The sequence below is a fragment of the Salmonella sp. NW645 genome, from assembly GCF_051703725.1.
Taxonomy (GTDB): Bacteria; Pseudomonadota; Gammaproteobacteria; order Enterobacterales; family Enterobacteriaceae; genus Salmonella; species Salmonella enterica.
This window is the reverse complement of the sequence record NZ_JAMMKR010000003.1, coordinates 234,031-254,300: the sequence shown is the minus strand read 5'-3', so window position 1 is coordinate 254,300 and position 20,270 is coordinate 234,031. Positions and strand designations below refer to the sequence as shown.

The 20,270-nt window shown below is 52.3% G+C and carries 20 protein-coding genes and 1 other RNA gene; 11 read left to right on the top strand and 10 right to left on the bottom strand.

Annotated elements, in window-relative coordinates:
- The first annotated feature begins 57 nt into the window (after positions 1 to 57).
- The gene (gene cof, locus NA389_RS08415; protein ID WP_000113033.1) at positions 58 to 876 is read left to right on the top strand and encodes an HMP-PP phosphatase; all 819 of its coding nucleotides are present in this window, start codon (positions 58 to 60) and stop codon (positions 874 to 876) included.
- A gap of 49 nt (positions 877 to 925) precedes the next feature.
- Here the strand turns inward: cof and cdsH are convergent, their stop codons facing one another.
- Positions 926 to 1,981 (bottom strand): cysteine desulfhydrase, encoded by a 1,056-nt coding sequence (gene cdsH / locus NA389_RS08410; protein WP_000987850.1) that lies wholly within the window; start codon positions 1,979 to 1,981, stop codon positions 926 to 928.
- Positions 1,982 to 2,093: 112 nt separating this feature from the next.
- Between cdsH and decR the strand changes: the two genes are divergently transcribed.
- The 5 genes from decR (at position 2,094) to amtB (ending at position 8,008) form a co-directional block, all read left to right on the top strand.
- Positions 2,094 to 2,552, top strand: a complete 459-nt coding sequence (decR, locus tag NA389_RS08405; RefSeq protein WP_000884593.1) for a DNA-binding transcriptional regulator DecR — start codon at positions 2,094 to 2,096, stop codon at positions 2,550 to 2,552.
- Positions 2,553 to 2,592: 40 nt separating this feature from the next.
- Positions 2,593 to 4,365 carry a SmdA family multidrug ABC transporter permease/ATP-binding protein gene (locus NA389_RS08400; protein WP_001235560.1) on the top strand — a complete coding sequence of 591 codons (1,773 nt, stop codon included), beginning with the start codon at positions 2,593 to 2,595 and terminating at the stop codon, positions 4,363 to 4,365.
- On the top strand, positions 4,358 to 6,139 hold the full coding sequence (locus NA389_RS08395) for a SmdB family multidrug efflux ABC transporter permease/ATP-binding protein (RefSeq protein ID WP_001256069.1): 1,782 nt from the start codon (positions 4,358 to 4,360) through the stop codon (positions 6,137 to 6,139). The genes NA389_RS08400 and NA389_RS08395 overlap by 8 nt, the downstream gene beginning before the upstream one ends.
- A 212-nt stretch (positions 6,140 to 6,351) precedes the next feature.
- Entirely contained in the window at positions 6,352 to 6,690 is a 339-nt protein-coding gene (gene glnK, locus NA389_RS08390; protein ID WP_000780341.1) for a P-II family nitrogen regulator, read from the top strand.
- Between the two features lie 31 nt (positions 6,691 to 6,721).
- Positions 6,722 to 8,008 carry an ammonium transporter AmtB gene (gene amtB / locus NA389_RS08385; protein ID WP_000684925.1) on the top strand — a complete coding sequence of 429 codons (1,287 nt, stop codon included), beginning with the start codon at positions 6,722 to 6,724 and terminating at the stop codon, positions 8,006 to 8,008.
- Positions 8,009 to 8,107: 99 nt separating this feature from the next.
- On the opposite strand, the gene tesB is transcribed toward amtB, so the two are convergent.
- A complete protein-coding gene (tesB, locus tag NA389_RS08380) occupies positions 8,108 to 8,968 on the bottom strand; it encodes an acyl-CoA thioesterase II (RefSeq protein ID WP_000084176.1) in 861 nt (286 codons plus the stop codon).
- A gap of 214 nt (positions 8,969 to 9,182) precedes the next feature.
- Here tesB and NA389_RS08375 point away from each other — a divergent pair, with 214 nt between their 5' ends.
- Positions 9,183 to 9,752: a YbaY family lipoprotein gene (locus NA389_RS08375; protein ID WP_000779801.1), complete on the top strand. Its 570-nt coding sequence runs from the start codon at positions 9,183 to 9,185 to the stop codon at positions 9,750 to 9,752.
- Between the two features lie 32 nt (positions 9,753 to 9,784).
- On the opposite strand, the gene NA389_RS08370 is transcribed toward NA389_RS08375, so the two are convergent.
- Entirely contained in the window at positions 9,785 to 10,174 is a 390-nt protein-coding gene (locus NA389_RS08370) for an MGMT family protein (protein WP_000961285.1), read from the bottom strand.
- Positions 10,175 to 10,258: 84 nt separating this feature from the next.
- Between NA389_RS08370 and ffs the strand changes: the two genes are divergently transcribed.
- Positions 10,259 to 10,355, top strand: an RNA gene (ffs, locus tag NA389_RS08365) — signal recognition particle sRNA small type.
- A 49-nt stretch (positions 10,356 to 10,404) separates the two neighbouring features.
- Here the strand turns inward: ffs and NA389_RS08360 are convergent.
- A complete protein-coding gene (locus NA389_RS08360; protein WP_079917107.1) occupies positions 10,405 to 11,955 on the bottom strand; it encodes an EAL domain-containing protein in 1,551 nt (516 codons plus the stop codon).
- 224 nt (positions 11,956 to 12,179) lie between these two features.
- Between NA389_RS08360 and NA389_RS08355 the strand changes: the two genes are divergently transcribed.
- Both NA389_RS08355 and ykgO read left to right on the top strand, forming a co-directional pair.
- Complete coding sequence (locus NA389_RS08355) at positions 12,180 to 12,440, top strand: type B 50S ribosomal protein L31 (protein ID WP_000801415.1); 261 nt, start codon at positions 12,180 to 12,182, stop codon at positions 12,438 to 12,440.
- A 5-nt stretch (positions 12,441 to 12,445) separates the two neighbouring features.
- Positions 12,446 to 12,586, top strand: a complete 141-nt coding sequence (ykgO, locus tag NA389_RS08350; RefSeq protein WP_001197749.1) for a type B 50S ribosomal protein L36 — start codon at positions 12,446 to 12,448, stop codon at positions 12,584 to 12,586.
- Positions 12,587 to 12,641: 55 nt separating this feature from the next.
- Here the strand turns inward: ykgO and NA389_RS08345 are convergent, their stop codons facing one another.
- From NA389_RS08345 to acrA, 6 genes are all read right to left on the bottom strand, one after another.
- Positions 12,642 to 13,112, bottom strand: a complete 471-nt coding sequence (locus NA389_RS08345; RefSeq protein ID WP_000136183.1) for a YlaC family protein — start codon at positions 13,110 to 13,112, stop codon at positions 12,642 to 12,644.
- A gap of 116 nt (positions 13,113 to 13,228) precedes the next feature.
- Entirely contained in the window at positions 13,229 to 13,780 is a 552-nt protein-coding gene (gene maa / locus NA389_RS08340) for a maltose O-acetyltransferase (RefSeq protein WP_001278791.1), read from the bottom strand.
- A 178-nt stretch (positions 13,781 to 13,958) separates the two neighbouring features.
- On the bottom strand, positions 13,959 to 14,177 hold the full coding sequence (locus NA389_RS08335) for an HHA domain-containing protein (RefSeq protein WP_001280991.1): 219 nt from the start codon (positions 14,175 to 14,177) through the stop codon (positions 13,959 to 13,961).
- Between the two features lie 27 nt (positions 14,178 to 14,204).
- Positions 14,205 to 14,579 carry an Hha toxicity modulator TomB gene (gene tomB / locus NA389_RS08330; RefSeq protein WP_000344807.1) on the bottom strand — a complete coding sequence of 125 codons (375 nt, stop codon included), beginning with the start codon at positions 14,577 to 14,579 and terminating at the stop codon, positions 14,205 to 14,207.
- 495 nt (positions 14,580 to 15,074) lie between these two features.
- Complete coding sequence (gene acrB / locus NA389_RS08325; protein ID WP_001132508.1) at positions 15,075 to 18,224, bottom strand: efflux RND transporter permease AcrB; 3,150 nt, start codon at positions 18,222 to 18,224, stop codon at positions 15,075 to 15,077.
- A gap of 22 nt (positions 18,225 to 18,246) precedes the next feature.
- Positions 18,247 to 19,440: a multidrug efflux RND transporter periplasmic adaptor subunit AcrA gene (gene acrA, locus NA389_RS08320; RefSeq protein WP_001039202.1), complete on the bottom strand. Its 1,194-nt coding sequence runs from the start codon at positions 19,438 to 19,440 to the stop codon at positions 18,247 to 18,249.
- Positions 19,441 to 19,581: 141 nt separating this feature from the next.
- Between acrA and acrR the strand changes: the two genes are divergently transcribed.
- Complete coding sequence (gene acrR / locus NA389_RS08315; RefSeq protein ID WP_000101756.1) at positions 19,582 to 20,235, top strand: multidrug efflux transporter transcriptional repressor AcrR; 654 nt, start codon at positions 19,582 to 19,584, stop codon at positions 20,233 to 20,235.
- Positions 20,236 to 20,270: the final 35 nt, after the last annotated feature.

Genomic DNA, 20,270 nt, shown 5'->3' with positions numbered 1-20,270 from the left:
GTATATCTCAGGTAATACTGAACAACAAGTTAACCGCGTCACAGTGTGGAGAAAGAGATGGCCCGTCTGGCAGCATTTGATATGGATGGCACGTTATTAATGCCCGATCACCATTTGGGTAGAGAAACGATCGCCACGCTGGCGCGTCTGCGCGAACGCGATATCACTCTGACATTCGCTACGGGTCGTCATGTGCTGGAGATGCGGCATATTCTGGGGACGCTTTCACTGGATGCTTATCTTATTACCGGTAACGGGACGCGAATTCACTCGCTGGAAGGCGACGTGCTGCATCGTCAGGATCTCGATCCTCAGGTTGCCGATACGGTGATGCATCATGCCTGGGATACCCGAGCCAGTATGCATGTGTTTAATGACAACGGCTGGTTTACAGGCCAGGAGATCCCCGCGCTACTCCAGGCGCACGTCTACAGCGGCTTTCGTTATCAGGTTATCAATATAAAAAGCATTCCGGCCCATCAGGTGACGAAGATCTGTTTTTGCGGCGATCATGACGATCTGATCCGTTTGCGCATTCAGCTCAATGAGGCGATGGAAGAACGCGCTCACCTCTGTTTCTCTGCCGTCGACTGCCTGGAAGTGCTACCGCTGGGGTGCAATAAAGGATCGGCGCTGGCGGTATTGAGCAATCATTTAGGGCTTTCACTGGCAGATTGCATGGCATTTGGCGACGCGATGAACGATCGGGAAATGCTGGGCAGCGTCGGGCGGGGGCTCATTATGGGCAATGCCATGCCGCAGCTTATCGCCGCGTTGCCACACCTTTCGGTTATCGGACATTGTGGTAATCAAGCGGTATCACACTTTTTGACGCATTGGCTGGACAATCCGCATCTACCTTATTCCCCCGAATGAGAGATCTCTTCCAGCAAGCCAGACATTCAGTCTGGCTTTTTTTTGGTGTCTAGTCGCCGGTAAGTAATTTTGCGATGGCCGCTGACCACGGCGTCAAATCGCCGATATGGTCGCTAACCCAGGACGGATGGTAATAGGTATCCAGATAGCGATCGCCGCTATCGCACAATAACGTCACGATAGCGCCGGTTTCTCCAGCCTCGCGCATCCGGGCCGCAAGCTGCAGCGCTCCCCACATATTCGTGCCGGTAGAGGCACCGACTTTACGGCCTAGCTGCGTTTCCAGCCAGTGTGCGGTGGCAACGCTGGCGGCGTCCGGCACGCGCAGCATCTCATCTACGACATCCGGAATAAAAGAAGGCTCTACTCGCGGACGACCAATTCCTTCAATTTTACTGCCCACCGGGCTGCGTAATGAAGCGTCGCGATCCTGCCAGTAAGGTAAAAAGACGGAATTTTCCGGATCCACCACCATGAGCTGAGTATCATAGCCCTGGCAGCGAATATAGCGCCCAATCGTCGCAGAGGTTCCGCCCGTTCCGGCGCTCATGACGATAAATCGCGGTACCGGATGGGGTTCGTTGCGCATCTGGCGGAAAATACTGTCGGCAATATTATTGTTGCCCCGCCAGTCGGTAGCTCGTTCTGCGTAGGTAAACTGGTCCATATAGTGACCGTTCAGTTCATGCGCCAGCCGCTCGGAGGCGGCATAAATTTCGCAGGCGCTCTCCACAAAATGACAGTGGCCGCCGTAAAATTGAATCTGTTCGATTTTACGTTTTGCGGTACAGGCGGGCATGACGGCGATGAACGGCAGTCCCAGTAAACGCGCGAACCAGGCTTCGGAAATCGCCGTTGAGCCTGATGACGCTTCAATAATCGGAGTGCCTTCTTTAATCCAGCCATTGCACAGCCCATAAAGGAACAGCGAGCGCGCCAGACGATGCTTGAGGCTACCGGTGGGATGCGTGCTTTCGTCTTTCAGGTAAAGCTGGATACCTGGAAATGCCGACAGGGGCAAACGAATAAGATGCGTATCCGCCGAGCGCTGGTGGTCAGCGTTAATTTCATTAATGGCATTTTTAACCCAATTGCTACTCATCATTAATATCCATTTATCATTTTGTGCCAAGAGTAGCGAAAAGTACGGAAAAAATTGTTGCTATTTGACCTTTAAATTACAATGTAAGGAGAAAAATATTCTCTATGGGGTGGGTATGTTAGATAAAATTGACCGTAAACTGCTTTGCTTATTGCAGCAGGACTGTACCCTCTCTTTGCAGGCGCTGGCGGATGCCGTTAATCTGACGACAACACCTTGCTGGAAGCGGCTTAAACGCCTGGAAGATGACGGTATCCTGCTTGGCAGGGTCGCGCTGCTGGACCCGGAAAAACTGGGGCTGGGATTAACCGCTTTTGTGTTGATAAAAACGCAGCACCACAGCAGTGAATGGTACTGTCGGTTCGTGACCGTCGTCTCTGAGATGCCGGAAGTGCTTGGCTTCTGGCGGATGGCGGGGGAATACGACTATCTGATGCGAGTTCAGGTGGCCGACATGAAGCGGTATGACGACTTCTATAAACGTCTGGTCAATAGCGTCCCAGGACTGTCAGACGTCACCTCCAGTTTTGCGATGGAACAGATTAAGTACACCACCTCTCTGCCCATTGAATAATTCTCCCGGTATTGCCGGAAATCATATCAGGAAATAACGCGTGCGATTATTTGCTCAATTAAGCTGGTACTTTCGCCGGGAATGGCGTCGCTATCTTGGCGCGGTGGCCCTGCTTATGCTTATTGCGATGCTTCAGCTAATCCCGCCCAAAGTGGTGGGGATTGTCGTGGATGGCGTAACCGCACAGCATTTTACTCCAGGCCGAATAGCGATGTGGATTGGCACCATTGCCCTGATCGCCGTAGTGGTCTATTTGTTGCGCTATGTCTGGCGCGTGCTGCTATTTGGCGCTTCTTATCAATTAGCCGTCGAACTGCGTGAAGATTATTATCGCCAGCTGAGTCGTCAGCATCCTGAATTTTATCAGCGCCATCGGACGGGCGATCTTATCGCGCGTGCGACGAATGATGTGGATCGCGTCGTATTTGCGGCGGGCGAGGGCGTTCTGACGCTGGTTGACTCGCTGGTAATGGGCTGCGCGGTACTGATTGTCATGTCGACGCAAATTAGCTGGCAGCTAACGCTATTAGCGCTGTTGCCGATGCCGATTATGGCGCTGATGATCAAACGTTACGGCGATCGGCTGCATGACTATTTCAAACTGGCGCAGGCCGCCTTCTCCAGCCTGAACGACCGCACGCAGGAGAGTCTGACCAGCATCCGCATGATCAAAGCGTTTGGTCTGGAGGACCGCCAGTCTTCGCTGTTTGCGGCGGATGCCGAAGATACCGGCAAGAAAAATATGCGCGTGGCGCGTATTGACGCGCGTTTTGATCCAACCATTTACATCGCCATTGGCATGGCGAACCTGCTCGCGATTAGCGGCGGAAGCTGGATGGTGGTTAACGGCAGCCTGACGCTGGGCGAACTCACCAGCTTTATGATGTATCTGGGGTTGATGATTTGGCCGATGCTGGCGCTGGCCTGGATGTTTAATATCGTGGAGCGGGGTAGCGCCGCTTACAGCCGCATCCGCGCCATGCTGGCGGAAGCGCCGGTAGTTAAGGATGGCGAAGAGCCGGTCCCGGCGGGGCGCGGCGAACTGACGGCGGCCATTCGTGAGTTTTGCTATCCGCAAACGACGCATCCGGCGCTGGAGAATGTGAACTTTCGTCTTAAACCGGGTCAGATGCTGGGGATATGCGGTCCGACCGGCGCGGGGAAAAGCACAATATTGTCGCTTATCCAGCGCCATTTTGATGTGACGCAGGGAGAGATCCGATTCCATGACATGCCGTTGACGCATCTGCAACTGGATAGCTGGCGTAGCCGACTGGCGGTCGTCAGCCAGACGCCGTTTTTGTTCTCGGACTCTATTGCCAATAATATTGCGCTCGGACGCCCGGAGGCGACTCAGGAGGAGATTGAACAGGTGGCGCGTTTAGCCAGCGTACATGAGGATATTCTCCGCTTGCCTCAGGGCTACGACACGCAGGTAGGTGAACGTGGCGTCATGTTATCGGGAGGGCAAAAACAGCGTATCTCGATTGCCAGAGCGCTGCTGTTAAATGCGGAAATTCTGCTTCTCGATGATGCGCTTTCTGCAGTAGATGGCCGCACGGAGCATCAGATTTTGCATAATTTGCGCCAGTGGGGCGAAGGGCGTACGGTCATCATCAGCGCGCATCGTTTATCCGCGCTGACCGACGCCAATGAAATTATCGTTATGCAACATGGTCATGTTGTTCAGCGCGGCGATCACGATCAACTGGCGCAGCAGATTGGCTGGTATCGCGATATGTATCGCTATCAGCAACTGGAGGCCGCTCTGGATGACGCGCCGGAACGCGGCGAGGAGGCGGTGAATGCGTAGTTTTGGACAGCTATGGCCGACGCTGAAACGGTTGCTGGCGTATGGCTCGCCATGGCGAAAACCGCTCTCTGTCGCGGTGATGATGCTGTGGATTGCGGCAGCGGCGGAGGTTAGCGGTCCGCTGCTGATCAGCTATTTCATTGATAACATGGTGGCCCGCCACCATTTACCGTTGGGCAAGGTCGCGGGGCTGGCGGCCGCCTATGTGGGGCTACAATTTCTGGCGGCGGGTCTGCATTACGCCCAGTCTTTATTATTTAACCGGGCGGCCGTTGGCGTGGTTCAGTCCTTGCGCACGGACGTCATGGATGCCGCCTTGCGTCAGCCGCTAAGCGCCTTCGACACGCAGCCTGTCGGACAATTAATTTCACGCGTGACCAACGATACGGAAGTCATCCGCGATCTGTACGTCACGGTCGTCGCGACGGTATTACGTAGCGCGGCGTTGATCGGCGCCATGCTGGTCGCCATGTTCAGCCTTGACTGGCGGATGGCGCTGGTGGCGATTTTGATTTTTCCGGCGGTATTGACCGTGATGATCATTTATCAGCGCTACAGCACGCCGATTGTACGCCGCGTGCGGGCATATCTGGCGGATATTAACGACGGCTTTAACGAAATCATCAACGGGATGAGCGTAATTCAGCAGTTTCGCCAGCAGGCGCGCTTCGGCGAACGCATGGGCGAGGCCAGCCGCTCGCACTACATGGCGCGGATGCAGACACTACGCTTAGACGGCTTTTTATTGCGTCCGCTGCTTAGCCTCTTTTCTGCGCTCATTTTGTGCGGTCTGTTGATGCTTTTCAGCTTTACGTCTGCCGGCACGATTGAGGTCGGGGTGCTGTATGCGTTCATTAGCTATTTGTCACGTCTGAACGAGCCGCTCATTGAACTGACCACCCAGCAATCCATGCTACAGCAGGCGGTTGTGGCGGGAGAGCGTGTTTTTGAACTGATGGATCGCCCGCGCCAGCTCTATGGCAGCGACGACACGCCGTTGCAAAGCGGGGCGATTGATATTGATCATCTGTCGTTTGCTTACCGCGACGATAATCTTGTTTTACAGGACATTACGCTATCAGTACCGTCCCGTAGCTTTGTGGCGCTGGTGGGGCACACCGGCAGCGGGAAGAGCACGCTCGCCAGCTTATTAATGGGGTACTACCCTCTGACGCAAGGCGAAATTCGGCTGGATGGGCGAGAGATCTCCTCTCTTAATCATCGCGTTTTACGCCAGGGCGTGGCGATGGTTCAACAGGACCCGGTAGTGATGGCGGATACCTTTCTGGCTAATGTGACGCTGGGGCGCGATGTCTCCGAGGCGCAGGTGTGGCAGGCGCTGGAAACGGTACAACTGGCAGACCTGGCGCGCGGCCTGAGCGACGGGCTGCATACGCATCTCGGCGAGCAGGGAAATACGTTGTCTGTCGGGCAAAAACAGCTATTGGCGCTGGCGCGCGTGCTGGTTGACGCCCCGCAAATATTAATTCTTGATGAAGCGACGGCCAGCATCGATTCCGGCACTGAGCAGGCGATACAGCAGGCGCTGGCGGCGATTCGCGAGCGCACCACGCTGGTGGTTATTGCCCATCGGCTATCGACAATCGTGGAGGCGGATACCATTCTGGTTCTCCATCGCGGCCAGGCGGTGGAGCGCGGGACGCATCAACAATTGCTGGCGGCGCAAGGGCGCTACTGGCAAATGTATCAATTACAGCTAGTTGGCGAGGAGTTAGCCGCCAGCGTACACGAAGAGCCCGGCCCTGCGGCGTAAGGTTTGGCGCCACAGGGCAAAACCTCGCCCATCATGCACCGTCGTGGTGCGTTTTTCTTTCCCTGCTTCAATGTTGGGGCGCGTCAATATAAAGACGCGCCGCTAACCGCGCCTTTCCTCGCTCGCCAGCTTCTGGCACATCCTTTGCAATATCCATTCTGAAGAGTCCATGCGCGGCGGCAGCCGTTACCTAATTCTGACTGGAGGGTTCTATGAAGCTGGTTACCGTGATTATCAAACCGTTCAAGCTGGAGGATGTGCGGGAGGCGCTTTCTTCCATTGGCATTCAGGGACTGACCGTCACCGAAGTGAAAGGGTTTGGCCGTCAGAAAGGACACGCCGAACTGTATCGCGGCGCGGAGTACAGCGTGAATTTCCTGCCGAAGGTCAAAATTGATGTGGCTATCGCCGACGACCAACTGGAAGAGGTGATCGATATCATCAGTAAAGCGGCTTACACCGGAAAAATTGGCGACGGCAAAATTTTCGTCGCGGAGCTCATGCGCGTTATTCGGATTCGTACCGGCGAAGCTGACGAAGCAGCGCTGTAAGACCCGCCACACAGCAACAGGAAATGAAAAAATGAAGATAGCGATGATAAAAACCACACTGGCTTCAATGGCGCTGCTGCCTGGGCTAACGATAGCCGCGCCGGCGGTTGCCGATAAAGCGGATAGTGCTTTTATGATGATTTGCACCGCGCTGGTGCTGTTCATGACGATACCGGGTATCGCGCTGTTTTACGGCGGATTAATTCGCGCCAAGAACGTGCTGTCAATGTTAACGCAAGTGACCGTCACCTTTGCGCTGGTCTGTATTTTATGGGTGGTGTACGGCTATTCGCTGGCTTTTGGCGAAGGGAATCATTTCTTCGGTAATGCCGATGGGGCGATGTTGAAGAATATCGCGTTGACGGCGGTAACGGGTACGATTTATCAGTATATTCATGTCGCGTTTCAGGGATCTTTCGCCTGTATTACCGTCGGGCTGATTGTCGGCGCGCTGGCGGAGCGTATTCGTTTTTCGGCGGTACTGATTTTTGTCGTGGTGTGGTTCACGCTCTCTTATATCCCGATTGCGCACATGGTGTGGGGCGGCGGCCTGCTGGCTGCTCACGGCGCGCTGGATTTTGCCGGTGGTACGGTGGTGCATATTAACGCCGCTATCGCCGGGCTGGTAGGGGCTTATTTAATTGGCAAACGCGTCGGCTTTGGGAAAGAAGCATTTAAACCCCATAACCTGCCGATGGTCTTTACCGGTACTGCGATTCTGTATATCGGCTGGTTTGGATTTAACGCGGGTTCTGCGGGGAGCGCAAACGAGATAGCAGCGCTGGCCTTTGTGAACACCGTGGTGGCGACCGCCGCCGCGATTCTGGGGTGGATTATCGGCGAGTGGACGCTACGCGGTAAGCCTTCCCTGCTGGGGGCGTGTTCCGGCGCGATTGCCGGTCTGGTCGGCGTGACGCCAGCCTGTGGCTATGTTGGCGTTGGCGGCGCGCTGGTTATCGGCGTTATTGCGGGGCTGGCGGGATTGTGGGGAGTCACCATGCTTAAACGTCTGTTACGGGTAGATGATCCGTGCGACGTATTTGGCGTTCACGGTGTTTGCGGAATAGTCGGCTGTATCCTGACCGGCGTTTTTGCCGCCAGTTCGCTGGGCGGCGTTGGCTTTGTCGACGGCGTTACGATGGGACATCAGGTGATGGTACAGCTGGAAAGTATTGCTATTACGGTCGTCTGGTCCGGCGTTGTCGCGTTTGTTGGTTACAAACTGGCGGATATCCTTGTTGGACTGCGTGTACCGGAAGAGCAGGAGCGCGAGGGGCTGGATGTGAACAGTCACGGCGAGAATGCGTATAACGCGTGATTGCGCAACATGCCTGATGGCGCTGCGCTTATCCAGTTTACCGTAGGCCGGATAAGCGCAGCGTCATCAGGGCATTAACGCCGCATAGCGGCATGTTTTTTAATTGTGATTACGCATTACCCCTTCCTGCACGGTTGAAGCGACCAACGCGCCATCCTGAGTATAAAACTCGCCGCGAACAAAGCCCCGGGCGCTGGAGGCGGAAGTGCTCTCCACGCTATAAAGTAGCCATTCATTAAAATTGAACGGACGATGGAACCACATAGAGTGATCGATAGTGGCGATCTGAATGCCCTTTTCCAGAAAACCGATGCCGTGAGGCTGAAGCGCGACGGGAAGGAAATTCAGATCCGAGGCGTATCCCAGTAAATATTGATGGACGCGAATGTCATCCGGAACGGTGCCGTTGGCGCGAATCCATACCTGACGCACAGGCGCGGCGACGTGACCTTTCAACGGATTGTGAAATTCGACGGGACGAATTTCCAGCGGGCGATCGCAGAGAAACTTTTCTTTCAGAATCGGCGGCAGTAAATGCGCCAGCGATTGCGCGATTTCCGTTTCTGACGGTAGTCCTTCCGGCCCGACTGCCGTCGGCATGGTTTTTTGATGTTCAAAACCCGGTTCCGGCGCCTGGAATGAGGCGGTCATATAAAAGATGGGTTTCCCGTTCTGAATAGCGGCAACGCGGCGGGCGCTGAAGCTGTTCCCATCGCGCAGCACTTCTACGTCATAGATAATGGGTTTTTGGCTGTCGCCTGGCCGCAGAAAATAACTGTGGAATGAATGCACCAGTCGCGCTTCCGGCACCGTTTCTTTGGCGGCATAGAGCGCCTGGCCCACCACCTGACCGCCAAATACCTGGCGCAGCCCTAAGTCTTCACTTTGGCCCCGAAAGAGTCCTTCTTCAATTTTTTCCAGATTCAATAATGTCAGCAAATTATTCAGTGTCTGACTCATACATACTCTCCAGGTGACAACGATGCCGAAGCGAGGTAGGGCAGAGTATAACGCAATTTTGCAAGTGGTCCGATGGGTACAAAAGTCTGAATAACAGACCAATTCCAGGCAAAAATGAGTGACATGTGCCACACTTAATCACGTTATGTTTCTGTTAACCACTCTTCCGGCGGGGGGAAAGGCCTGCTGGTGCATTGATGATAAGGAGAATTGAATGAAACTCGTGCACATCGTAAGTGGTTTAGCGGTTGCGATATCTCTGGCGGCCTGCGCTGATAAAAGCGCTGATATCCAGACGCCTGCGCCAAACCCTAACATGTCGATTACAGCTAACCAGTCTACTATTCAGCAACCCAATGTTTCCGGTACCGTCTGGATCCGCCAGAAGGTCGCTCTGCCGCCAGATGCGGTGCTGACCGTGACGCTTTCAGATGCTTCGCTGGCTGATGCGCCGTCTAAGGTGCTGTCGCAAAAAGCGGTACGTACCGAAGGTAAACAGGCGCCTTTCAGTTTTGTGTTGCCGTTTAACCCATCAGATATTCAACCTAACGCGCGCATTCTCCTGAGCGCGGCCATCACCGTTGATAATAAGCTGGTATTTATTACCGATAGCGTGAAACCGGTGATTAACAATGGCGGCACTAAAGCGGATCTGACGCTGGTACCGGTACAGCAAACGGCGGTGCCTGTGCAGGCCGGCGGTGGTGCGACGACGACGGTTCCATCGACTTCGCCGACCCAGGTCAATCCGTCTTCTGCCGTTCCTGCGCCTACCCAGTATTAATCCTGCGCCAACCCTCTCCGTTACGGAGAGGGTTAATATACCCAGCGATAGCGTTGTAAATCGATTTGTCCGCTTCCCGACACCACCACGCCTTCCGCCAGTAATGCCTGACGTTGCCGCTGTAGATCCGGCCCGGTAAGTGATATTGCGCCGTGGCGGTTCACCACCCGATGCCATGGTAAAGTGCTGCCTTCCGGCAGACGTTTTAACACTCCGCCGACCTGACGCGCCGCCCGAGGGGAACCGGCAAGCCGGGCGACATCACCGTAGGTCGTGACAAATCCTTCCGGGATCGAGGCGACGATTTGCCAGACGCGTTGAGGAAAAGTGTCCTGAATATCCATAATAGAATCCTGCGTTAATGCTTCAGGATAATCTGGAATAAGGGGGGAGGAAAGCCCGGATGCGCAAGAAACCAGCATCCGATGCCTGATGGGTTGCAATTGCACGATATAGCAGTGATAATGCGCCTGCGCGTTGGTTCACAACGCTCTCAATGGGGGCTCTGTTGGTTCTCCCGCAACGCTACTCTGTTTACCAGGTCAGGTCCGGAAGGAAGCAGCCAAGGCAGATGACGCGTGTGCCGGGATGTAGCTGGCAGGGCCCCCACCCATTTGTGCCTCTCCACACTGTTTTTTTCTGCTGTGCGACGTTATAGCCGCTGTTCCGCCCAAAGAATAAATGCCGTAGCGGGTAGGGGCTTACTGTATAACCAGCCCTGACCATAATGTACGCCATGCTGGCGTAGCCACTGTTCTTGCCTGGTCGTTTCGATGCCTTCTGCGACCATCTTAAGTTTGAGCGTTTTCGCCATTTCAATAATATGCGGCGTGACGTTTTTATATTCCAGCGCATCGACAAAAGATTTATCAATTTTAAGGACATCTACATCCAGATTTTGTAAGTAGCTGAGGCTGGAATAGCCGGTGCCAAAGTCATCAATATAAATTGAATGTCCCGCGTTACGGTATCTGGCGACAATTGGCGCGCTGGTTTTCGGATCGGCGAACTCGCGTTCTGTTAATTCAAGCGCGATTTGCGACGGAGAAATTTGGCTACGGTTCAGCAGCGTGCTTAACAGCGCCGGCAGCGTTTCTGACGCCAGATCGGATGCCTCAAGATTGATTGAAATATGTTGTTCGGGATGGGACTTTAACCAACTCCCCATGTCTTCAAAAACGGTTTCGATGATTAGCCGGGTTAGCGGCTCCGTGAGCCCGGTTTGTTCAGCCAGCGCGATAAAAATTTCCGGCGAAAGGAAGGTGCCGTCCGCCTGTTGCCAGCGAGCTAAAGCTTCGGCATCGACAATTTTTCCGCTGCTCAGGGAGACAATAGGCTGATAGTGTACGTTAATTTCGCGATTGTCTATCGCATCCTGGAGACGGTGGCGGGGCGACTGTAGCCGACGCAAAATACGCAGAATAAAGGCCGCAGCCAGCAGACCCGTTACGATGCCCGCCGGTAGCCAGATAAACGCCTGTCGATACCAGCTCCTTTCCAGCGGAGCGGTCGGTGCCCAGCTTACGATAGTAATGCCCATTTCCGGAAAGGGGTGGATAGCATACTGAATGCCTCGGTTTTCCAGCCGCAGGGGCGTCTCATGGTGAATGAGCGGAAGAATAGCGGGGTCAAGGTTACCGCTGCTGGCAACCACAGTATTGCGTTCCCGGCCAATAATAGCGACGTCAATCGGCCATGCGCCAAACGGAATCACATCGATAAAGGACGCCGGGTCGATCATCACGATATAGCTGTCGCTCCCGAGTGCCGCCATATAGCGTTTTATACCCAGATCGTTTTGCGCCGTAAACCAGGCGCGATAACCGTCGCGAGTGATTTTCATGGGCGGAGGGAAAGCGGGAATATGGCTCTCTTTTTCAAGTGAGGAGCAAACGGGAATCGAATTTTTAAGATACAGAACTTCCTGGACATACCGAAAGCTATAAGACACGCGGCGCATGGCGAGTAAATGGGCGCTGCTGCAGGGCTCGCCTTTAAAGGAGGCAATATGCGTTAACGCGGCTTTTGCCTGGTCACTGACCCTTTCTGTACGTAGCGCTACCCGGGACGAGAAGATATCCAGCTCTTCATTAAACCTTTTTTCAACTTGACGGTGCGCCAGCCACAGGCTCAATCCTATCGGGAAAAGGACAGACAGGATAAGCACTCCCGTTACCAGGCTGACCAGATGTCGTGTTGTCACAGTGATGTCCTTATAAACACAGCGTAGAGAAAGTATATCCGATCGTAAATCGCGCCCTTGAATGATAAAGCTATTTTATCGATTTTACAGATACAGGGGCCAGACTAACGCGTTACGCCACGTTGCTTTTGCCGCCAGGAAGAGATCGTGAATGTTTACCGGTTGAAAAAGGAGCGTTGATAGCGTATTTTGCTGTTATGTTATAACATAATCGAGAGGGCGCAATGAAACCTGATATTCATCCTGTATACCGCACCGTCGTATTTCACGACACCAGCGCAAATGAATATGTGAAAGTGGGATCAACTATCAAAACTGAACGTGAAATCGAACTGGACGGCGTGACATATCCGTATGTCACTATTGATGTGTCATCAAAATCGCATCCTTTTTATACCGGTAGACAGAAAACGTTTGATAGCGAAAGTAGCGCCGCACGCTTCCAGAAACGTTTCGGTCATTTTATCGGCGCTAAAAGGGGGTAAATGAAATGCAGGTGTTAAACTCACTTCGCAATGCAAAACAACGGCATCCGGATTGCCAGATAGTCAAACGCAAAGGACGCTTATACGTGATTTGTAAAACAAATCCGCGTTTTAAGGCGGTTCAGGGGCGTAAAAAAAGGCGTTAAAAAAACAACAGTTCAGGGAAAGCAGTGCGTACCAGGGAGGGTGCGCACTTTTTTATTACCGGCTGGCTTCTGCGCGGGCCAGCGTAAAAATATCGTAGAAGGAAAGTTCGCCCTTACGGGCAACCATTTTTTGCAGCTGGACTTTATGTTCATTATCCACCTGTGGAGATTGAAGAATCGTCTCAATGAGCGTGGGGGGAACAAAGCGGGTGTTGTACCATTCGCCGTTGTAACAGACCCGGAGGTCCAGCACATCGATGTCGTTATAGTGATAACGCGGGGCGATGTCGAAAAAGAAGAAGCCATTAAATGCGATAAATAACACCACTAACAGCCACACTGACCCCACCAGCGTTTCTGATTGCAGCATGACCGCCAGCGTCGCAAACCAGGCCGCATACATCGCGATAAATAACCCAGGATGCTTGCGGATAAAACTGATACTAAAACGCGGCCTGTTATCGCGTTTTTCACGGACGTTTAAGTCATCAATAGTTTCGCTAAGCAGGCGCTGTATCTCTGTCATCTTTTGCCTTCATGATTTCTGCGACATAGGGGTAGTAACAGCCCATTTTAAAGGGAGGTGTAACGTGAAAAAAGTAACAGATTAACCACGAATTAGCATAACAGTTATCATTTTGACTACAATTTTTTAATGATTCGCGCCGGATTTCCGCCTACCACGACGTCTGGCGGTACGTTTTTTGTCACCACAGCGCCTGAAGCGACGACGACGTTATCGCCGATGGTTACGCCAGGATTAACGACGGCTCGTCCGCCTATCCAGACGTTATTTCCGATAGTGACGGGTTTACCGAATTCTCTGCCGCTGTTGCGTTCGACGGCGTCCAGCGGGTGCGTGGCGGTATAGATATGTACCCCTGGCGCGAGCATACAATTATCGCCAATATGAATTGGGCAAACATCAAGCATGACGCAGTCGAAGTTAGCGTAAAAGGAGTGACCAAGAAAAATATTATAGCCGTAGTCGCAACGAAAGGAAGGTTCAATATAGGCGTCTTCGCATCGACCCAACAGGTCGCGTAAAATCGCCTGACGCTTATTTATTTCATCAGGCGTAGTATAATTGTATTGATGGATGAGTTGACGCGCCCGCAGTCGATCCTGGCATAAAGTTTCATCGGTCGGGCAATACAGTGCCCCAGCGATCATTTTTTGTTTTTCGTCACTCATCGCGCGCTCCCCTTGGTGGATATTATCGCAATAGAAGCAATAATAAAGTATTAGAGGGAACGTTCCCTGCTATCGGTATGTGATCTATATCACTGTTCTATAATAGCCCGTTGTGTTATTAGCCAGAACGAGGAGGCAGATAACACCTGCGTGTTCTCTAAAAAGTAATGTAGCGTGATTAACGAATGAATTTCCATACTGAAGAGGGGATCTTGTCGTAGAGTTTGTTCATTGTCAATTCTGCAAGACGGTGATCCGCAGCTGAGTAAAATACAGCCAGCTCATTGTCGGACAATTCATATTTATTTTTCTCAATGACGCGCTCCAGAGTGTCAATTGTCTGACAGCGCCGTAAACGCATCAAATAATCAGTTTTAGTTAATGGTTTATCAGACATAAATTCTACCTATGATTGTAATAATTTTTAACAAGACAAACTAACAGGATTAGCCCTGGTGGCGTTGACGAAACAACGGAACAGGCGGTTGCCCGATTTACGCCATTTTTGCAAATCCTGCGTATTAATACCATAGCTGCTGAACAACATAAAGGTGTCGTCCAGGTATTCATCTATCTGCGCAATCAATTTATTGTCTTCATTGTACTTAATTTTATAATTAAGAGCGAAAGTTGCAATATGCTCTATCAGCTCATTGAGCTGCAGGTTGACTGCTGAGGTCGGGTCATTAACCCAGCCATGGTTGCTTTCTTCAAGGTTTGCAAGACAGTCATGATACAGGGTTTCGCAAAGAAATTTAAGCTGTGCTATATCATGTCTTTTGGGTGAGTATTCGTCCATAATGCATCCCCTTTTTAGTGGCTTAAACTAACCGAACACCTTCGGGATGGATACAACTAACTAACCTGGTACTTCCCACGTCACCTTATGATTTAACTATAATCTACTCTAAAAAACTTTTCATCGTCATATTACGAAAAATTACAATTGCGTGAAAGCCGCGTGTTGCCATACTTTTTCGAATTTTAACAGTGATCGTCGGTCGCCTAAAAAGGAACCAGTTTTATTGTTTGTGTAATCATTGGGTTAACGTTTTTTAGCTTTTCAGGCTAAAACAATAGACTCTGACAGGAGAAAATAGCCAGGAATATTCTTAATATTTCTTAATTAATGGCTGAATTAAGAAATGGCCAACTTTCCTAAGAAAAGCCTTTAACGCAGTAAGGATTATACCTTTTATTAATATGGCAAAAAATAATCAATCTAACAATAAGCGTATTTTATGATTTTTGCGTAAAAAAGGCCGCTTGCGCGGCCTTATCTACAGTGAGCAAATCAGCGATGTTCTGTCGAATGACTATGCTCAATATCTTCGCTTTTACGGCTAAAGCGGCGGCGTACCACCACAAAGAAGACCGGTACGAAGAAAATAGCCAGTACGGTTGCCGTTACCATCCCGCCCAGTACGCCAGTACCTACCGCATTCTGCGCGCCGGAACCCGCGCCGGAACTGATAACCAGCGGCATAACCCCCAGCATGAACGCTAACGAGGTCATCAAAATCGGGCGCAAACGCATCCGGACAGCCTCCAGCGTCGCTTCTACCAGACCTTTCCCTTCTTTATCCATTAAGTCTTTGGCGAATTCGACGATAAGTATCGCGTTCTTCGCCGACAACCCAATGGTTGTGAGCAGGCCCACCTGGAAGTAAACGTCGTTAGTCAGTCCGCGGAAGGTCGCGGCCAGCAGCGCGCCGATAACCCCAAGCGGAACAACCAGCATTACGGAGAACGGGATAGACCAGCTCTCATACAATGCCGCCAGACACAGGAAGACGACGATCAGCGAGATAGCATACAGGGCAGGGGCCTGGTTGCCGGACAACCGTTCCTGGTAGGACATCCCGGTCCAGTCATACCCAATGCCTGACGGCAGCTTGCTGGCCAGTTCTTCCATCATCGCCATCGCTTCACCGGTACTCTTGCCTGGCGCCGCCTGACCCAGAATTTCCATCGAAGGCAGACCGTTATAGCGTTCCAGACGCGGCGAACCATATTCCCAGCGGGAAGAGGAGAATGCGGAGAACGGCACCATCTGACCATCGCTACCACGAACGTACCAGTCGTTAATATCATCCGGCAACATGCGGTATTTCGCTTCGGACATCACGTAAACTTTCTTCACACGACCGCGATCGATAAAGTCGTTTACATAGCTGCCGCCCCATGCTGCGCCCAGCGTGGTATTAATGTCGCTAATAGACACGCCCAGCGCCTGAGCTTTTTCCTGGTCGATATCGATTTTAAACTGCGGCGTATCTTCCAGACCGTTAGGTCGAACGCCGACCAGCAGATCAGGATATTTCGCCACCTCGCCGAACAACTGATTACGTGCCTGGGTCAGTTTTTCATGACCAAGTCCCGCCTGGTCAATCAACTCGAAGTCAAACCCGGTTGCGGTGCCCAGTTCAACAATCGCCGGCAGGTTAAAGGCGAAGACCATCGCATCTTTAATTTGTGAAAACGCTGCGGTTGCCCGCTGGGTAATCGCTTCAACCTTGTTTTTTTCGCCTGGACGATCGGCCCAGTCTTTCAACGACACGAATGCAATACCGGTATTCTGACCGCGCCCTGCAAAACCGAAGCCGTTGACGGCGAATACCGATTCAACGTTGGCTTTCTCTTTGTTCAGATAGTAATCCGTGACCTCATCCAGCACTTTTTGCGTGCGCTCTTGCGTCGCGCCGGCGGGGAGCTGGACCATTGTCAGGAATACGCCCTGGTCTTCATCCGGCAAGAAAGAGCTTGGCAGACGAACGAACAGATAAGCCATACCGACGACGATAATGAGATAGAGCAGCAGATAACGCCCGGTGCTGCGCAGAATATTGCCTACGCTATCGGTGTAGTGATGCGTGCTCTTATCAAACAGGCGGTTAAACCAGCCGAAAAAGCCTTTTTTCCCTTCGCCATGATCGCCTTTGGCGACGGGTTTGAGCATCGTCGCGCACAGCGCGGGCGTCAGGATCAGCGCGACCAGCACCGACAGCGCCATCGCCGATACGATGGTGATAGAGAACTGACGATAAATTGCCCCGGTTGAGCCGCCAAAGAAGGCCATCGGAATAAATACCGCCGACAGTACCATCGCGATACCCACCAATGCGCCCTGAATCTGGCCCATGGATTTGCGCGTCGCTTCCTTCGGCGGAAGGCCTTCTTCCGTCATAACACGTTCGACGTTCTCGACCACCACGATGGCGTCATCCACCAGCAAGCCGATGGCGAGCACCATCCCGAACATCGTCAGCGTGTTTATCGAGAAACCGAATGCCGCAAGCACGGCAAAGGTTCCCAACAACACCACCGGAACCGCAATAGTCGGAATCAACGTCGCGCGGAAGTTCTGCAGGAACAGGTACATCACCAGGAACACGAGGATAATCGCTTCGACCAGCGTTTTTACCACTTCATGAATAGAGATCTTCACGAACGGCGTGGTGTCATACGGGTAGACGATTTTCATCCCTGGCGGGAAGAACGGTTCCATTTTTTTCAGTTCGGCGCGAATAGCGGTAGCGGTATCCAGCGCGTTGGCGCCGGTAGCCAGTTTGATGCCAAGACCTGACGCTGGCTGACCGTTAAATTTCGCGATGACGTCGTAGTTTTCGCCGCCAAGCTCAATTTTCGCTACATCCCGCAGACGAACCTGAGAGCCATCCTGATTCACCTTCAGCAGGATTTTGCCAAACTCATCCGTTGAGGTCAGACGCGTTTGGGCAATAATCGATGCGTTAAGCTGCTGGCCTTTTACCGGCGGCGTACCACCGAGCTGACCTGCCGCGACCTGGGCGTTCTGCGCTTTGATCGCGTTAATCACGTCGACCGGCGTCAGTTGGTATTTGGTCAGCTCTGTCGGATTCATCCAGATACGCATCGCATACTGCGAACCAAACAGCTGGACGTCGCCCACCCCAGAGGTACGGCTGATCGGATCTTTCATATTGGCGGCAACGTAATCCGAAATATCCTCCTGGGTCATGGTGCCGTCGGTGTTAATGACGCCCACTACCATCAGGAAGCTACTTGAGGACTTCTCAACGCTCACGCCCTGTTGCTGTACTTCCTGGGGAAGTAACGGCATTGCCAGTTGCAACTTGTTCTGAACCTGAACCTGCGCGATGTCCGCATCGGTACCGGATTCAAAGGTCAGCGTGATCTGCACGGTCCCCGTGGAGTCACTGTTGGAGGACATATACATCAGGTTATCGATACCGTTCATGTTCTGTTCGATAACCTGCGTGACGGTATCCTGTACCGTTTTCGCATCAGCGCCAGGGTAGGTTGCGGAGATCGTCACTGCTGGTGGCGCAATCGTCGGATATTGCGCTACCGGCAATTTGAGGATCGCGAGCCCCCCTGCCAACATGATGATGATGGCGATCACCCACGCAAATATAGGGCGATCGATAAAGAAATTAGGCATGTCTTAACGGCTCCTGTTTAAGTTAAGACCTGGGCTGAGCAGGTTGATCACCGCTTGCGGCTTGCTGTTTGTTATCCGCGGTAATTTCCTGCACTTTAACCTGTGCGCCAGGACGTACTTTTTGCAGCCCGCTGACGACTACGCGGTCGCCCGCTTTCAACCCGTCAGTCACCAGCCACTTATCGCCGATCGCCTGGCTTGCGACGATTTGGCGGGTTTCCACTTTGTTATCAGCGCCAACCACCAGCACCGTGGCATCGCCGCGTGGAGTACGGGTAACGCCCTGTTGTGGAACCAGTAATGCCGTTGGTTTTGTCCCTTCCTGCAGACGTGCGCGAACGAACATTCCTGGCAATAAGGTGTGATCCGGGTTAGGGAAGATGGCGCGCAAAGTAATAGATCCGGTGGTTTGGTCAACGGTCACGTCGGAGAACTCAAGCGTACCGGATTGCGGGAATTTGATACCGTCGCTGGTCACCAGATCGACCTTCGCTTTGCCGTTTTCCTGCTTCAGCGAACCATTTGCCAGCTCCTGCTTCAGGCGCAGGAAATCATTGCTGGACTGGGTCACATCGACATAAATAGGGTCCAGCTGCTGCACTGTCGCCAGCGCCGACGCCTGACCGTTCTGTACCAGCGCGCCTTCCGTTACAGATGACTTACCAATACGACCGCTAATCGGTGAGGTGACTTTGGTATACGCCAGGTTGATACGTGCGGTTTCAACGGCGGCTTTTGCTGCGACAACGGCGGCAGTCGCTTGTTGCGCGTCAGCCAGCGCCTGATCGTATTCCTGCTTACTGATGTACTGCGTACCCAGCAGCTTTTGATAACGCTTCACCGTCAGTTCAGCGATATTCGCGGCGGCCTGCGCTTTTGCCAGATCGCCCTTAGCGCTGTCGTAAGTCGCCTGGTAGGTCGCAGGATCAATCTGATAGAGAGAGACTCCCGCTTCGATATCACTTCCCTCAACGAAATTACGCTTCAGGATAATGCCGCTTACCTGCGGGCGAACTTCGGCGATACGGTAAGCAACGGTACGACCCGGAAGTTCAGTTGTGATTTGCAGTGGTTCCGTTTTTAGTGTGACAACCCCAACTTCTGGCATCTGCTGGCCGCCTTGCTGGTCCTGTTTGTCGTCACATCCTGTTAGCGCTAAGCTGCCTGAGAGCATCAGAACGACCGCCAGAGGCGTTAACCCTCTGTTTTTGTTCATATGTAAACCTCGAGTGTCCGATTTCAAATTGGTCAATGGTCAAAGGTCCTTAAACCCATTGCTGCGTTTATATTATCGTCGTGCTATGGTACATACATCCATAAATGTATGTAAATCTAACGCCTGTAAATTCACCGACATATGGCACGAAAAACCAAACAACAAGCGCTGGAGACACGACAACACATCCTGGATGTGGCCCTGCGTTTGTTCTCGCAGCAAGGCGTATCGGCAACCTCGCTGGCGGAGATTGCGAACGCTGCTGGCGTGACGCGCGGCGCAATCTATTGGCATTTCAAAAATAAGTCGGATTTATTCAGTGAGATCTGGGAGCTATCAGAATCCAATATTGGTGAGCTTGAGATTGAGTATCAGGCAAAATTCCCCGACGATCCACTATCTGTATTAAGAGAAATTTTAGTTCATATTCTTGAAGCTACTGTAACAGAAGAACGACGCCGCTTATTGATGGAGATTATATTCCATAAATGTGAGTTTGTCGGAGAAATGGTTGTGGTTCAACAGGCGCAACGTAGCCTTTGTCTGGAAAGTTACGATCGGATTGAACAAACGTTAAAACATTGTATTAATGCTAAAATGCTGCCTGAAAATCTGCTGACCCGTCGTGCGGCGATACTGATGCGCAGCTTTATTTCAGGGCTCATGGAAAACTGGTTATTTGCTCCACAATCGTTTGATTTAAAAAAAGAAGCTCGCGCCTACGTCACGATCCTGCTGGAGATGTATCAATTGTGTCCGACGCTGCGCGCGTCGACGGTCACCGGCTCCCCCTGATAATATTCCAGGAAAACTCCTGGACATTTTCTGTG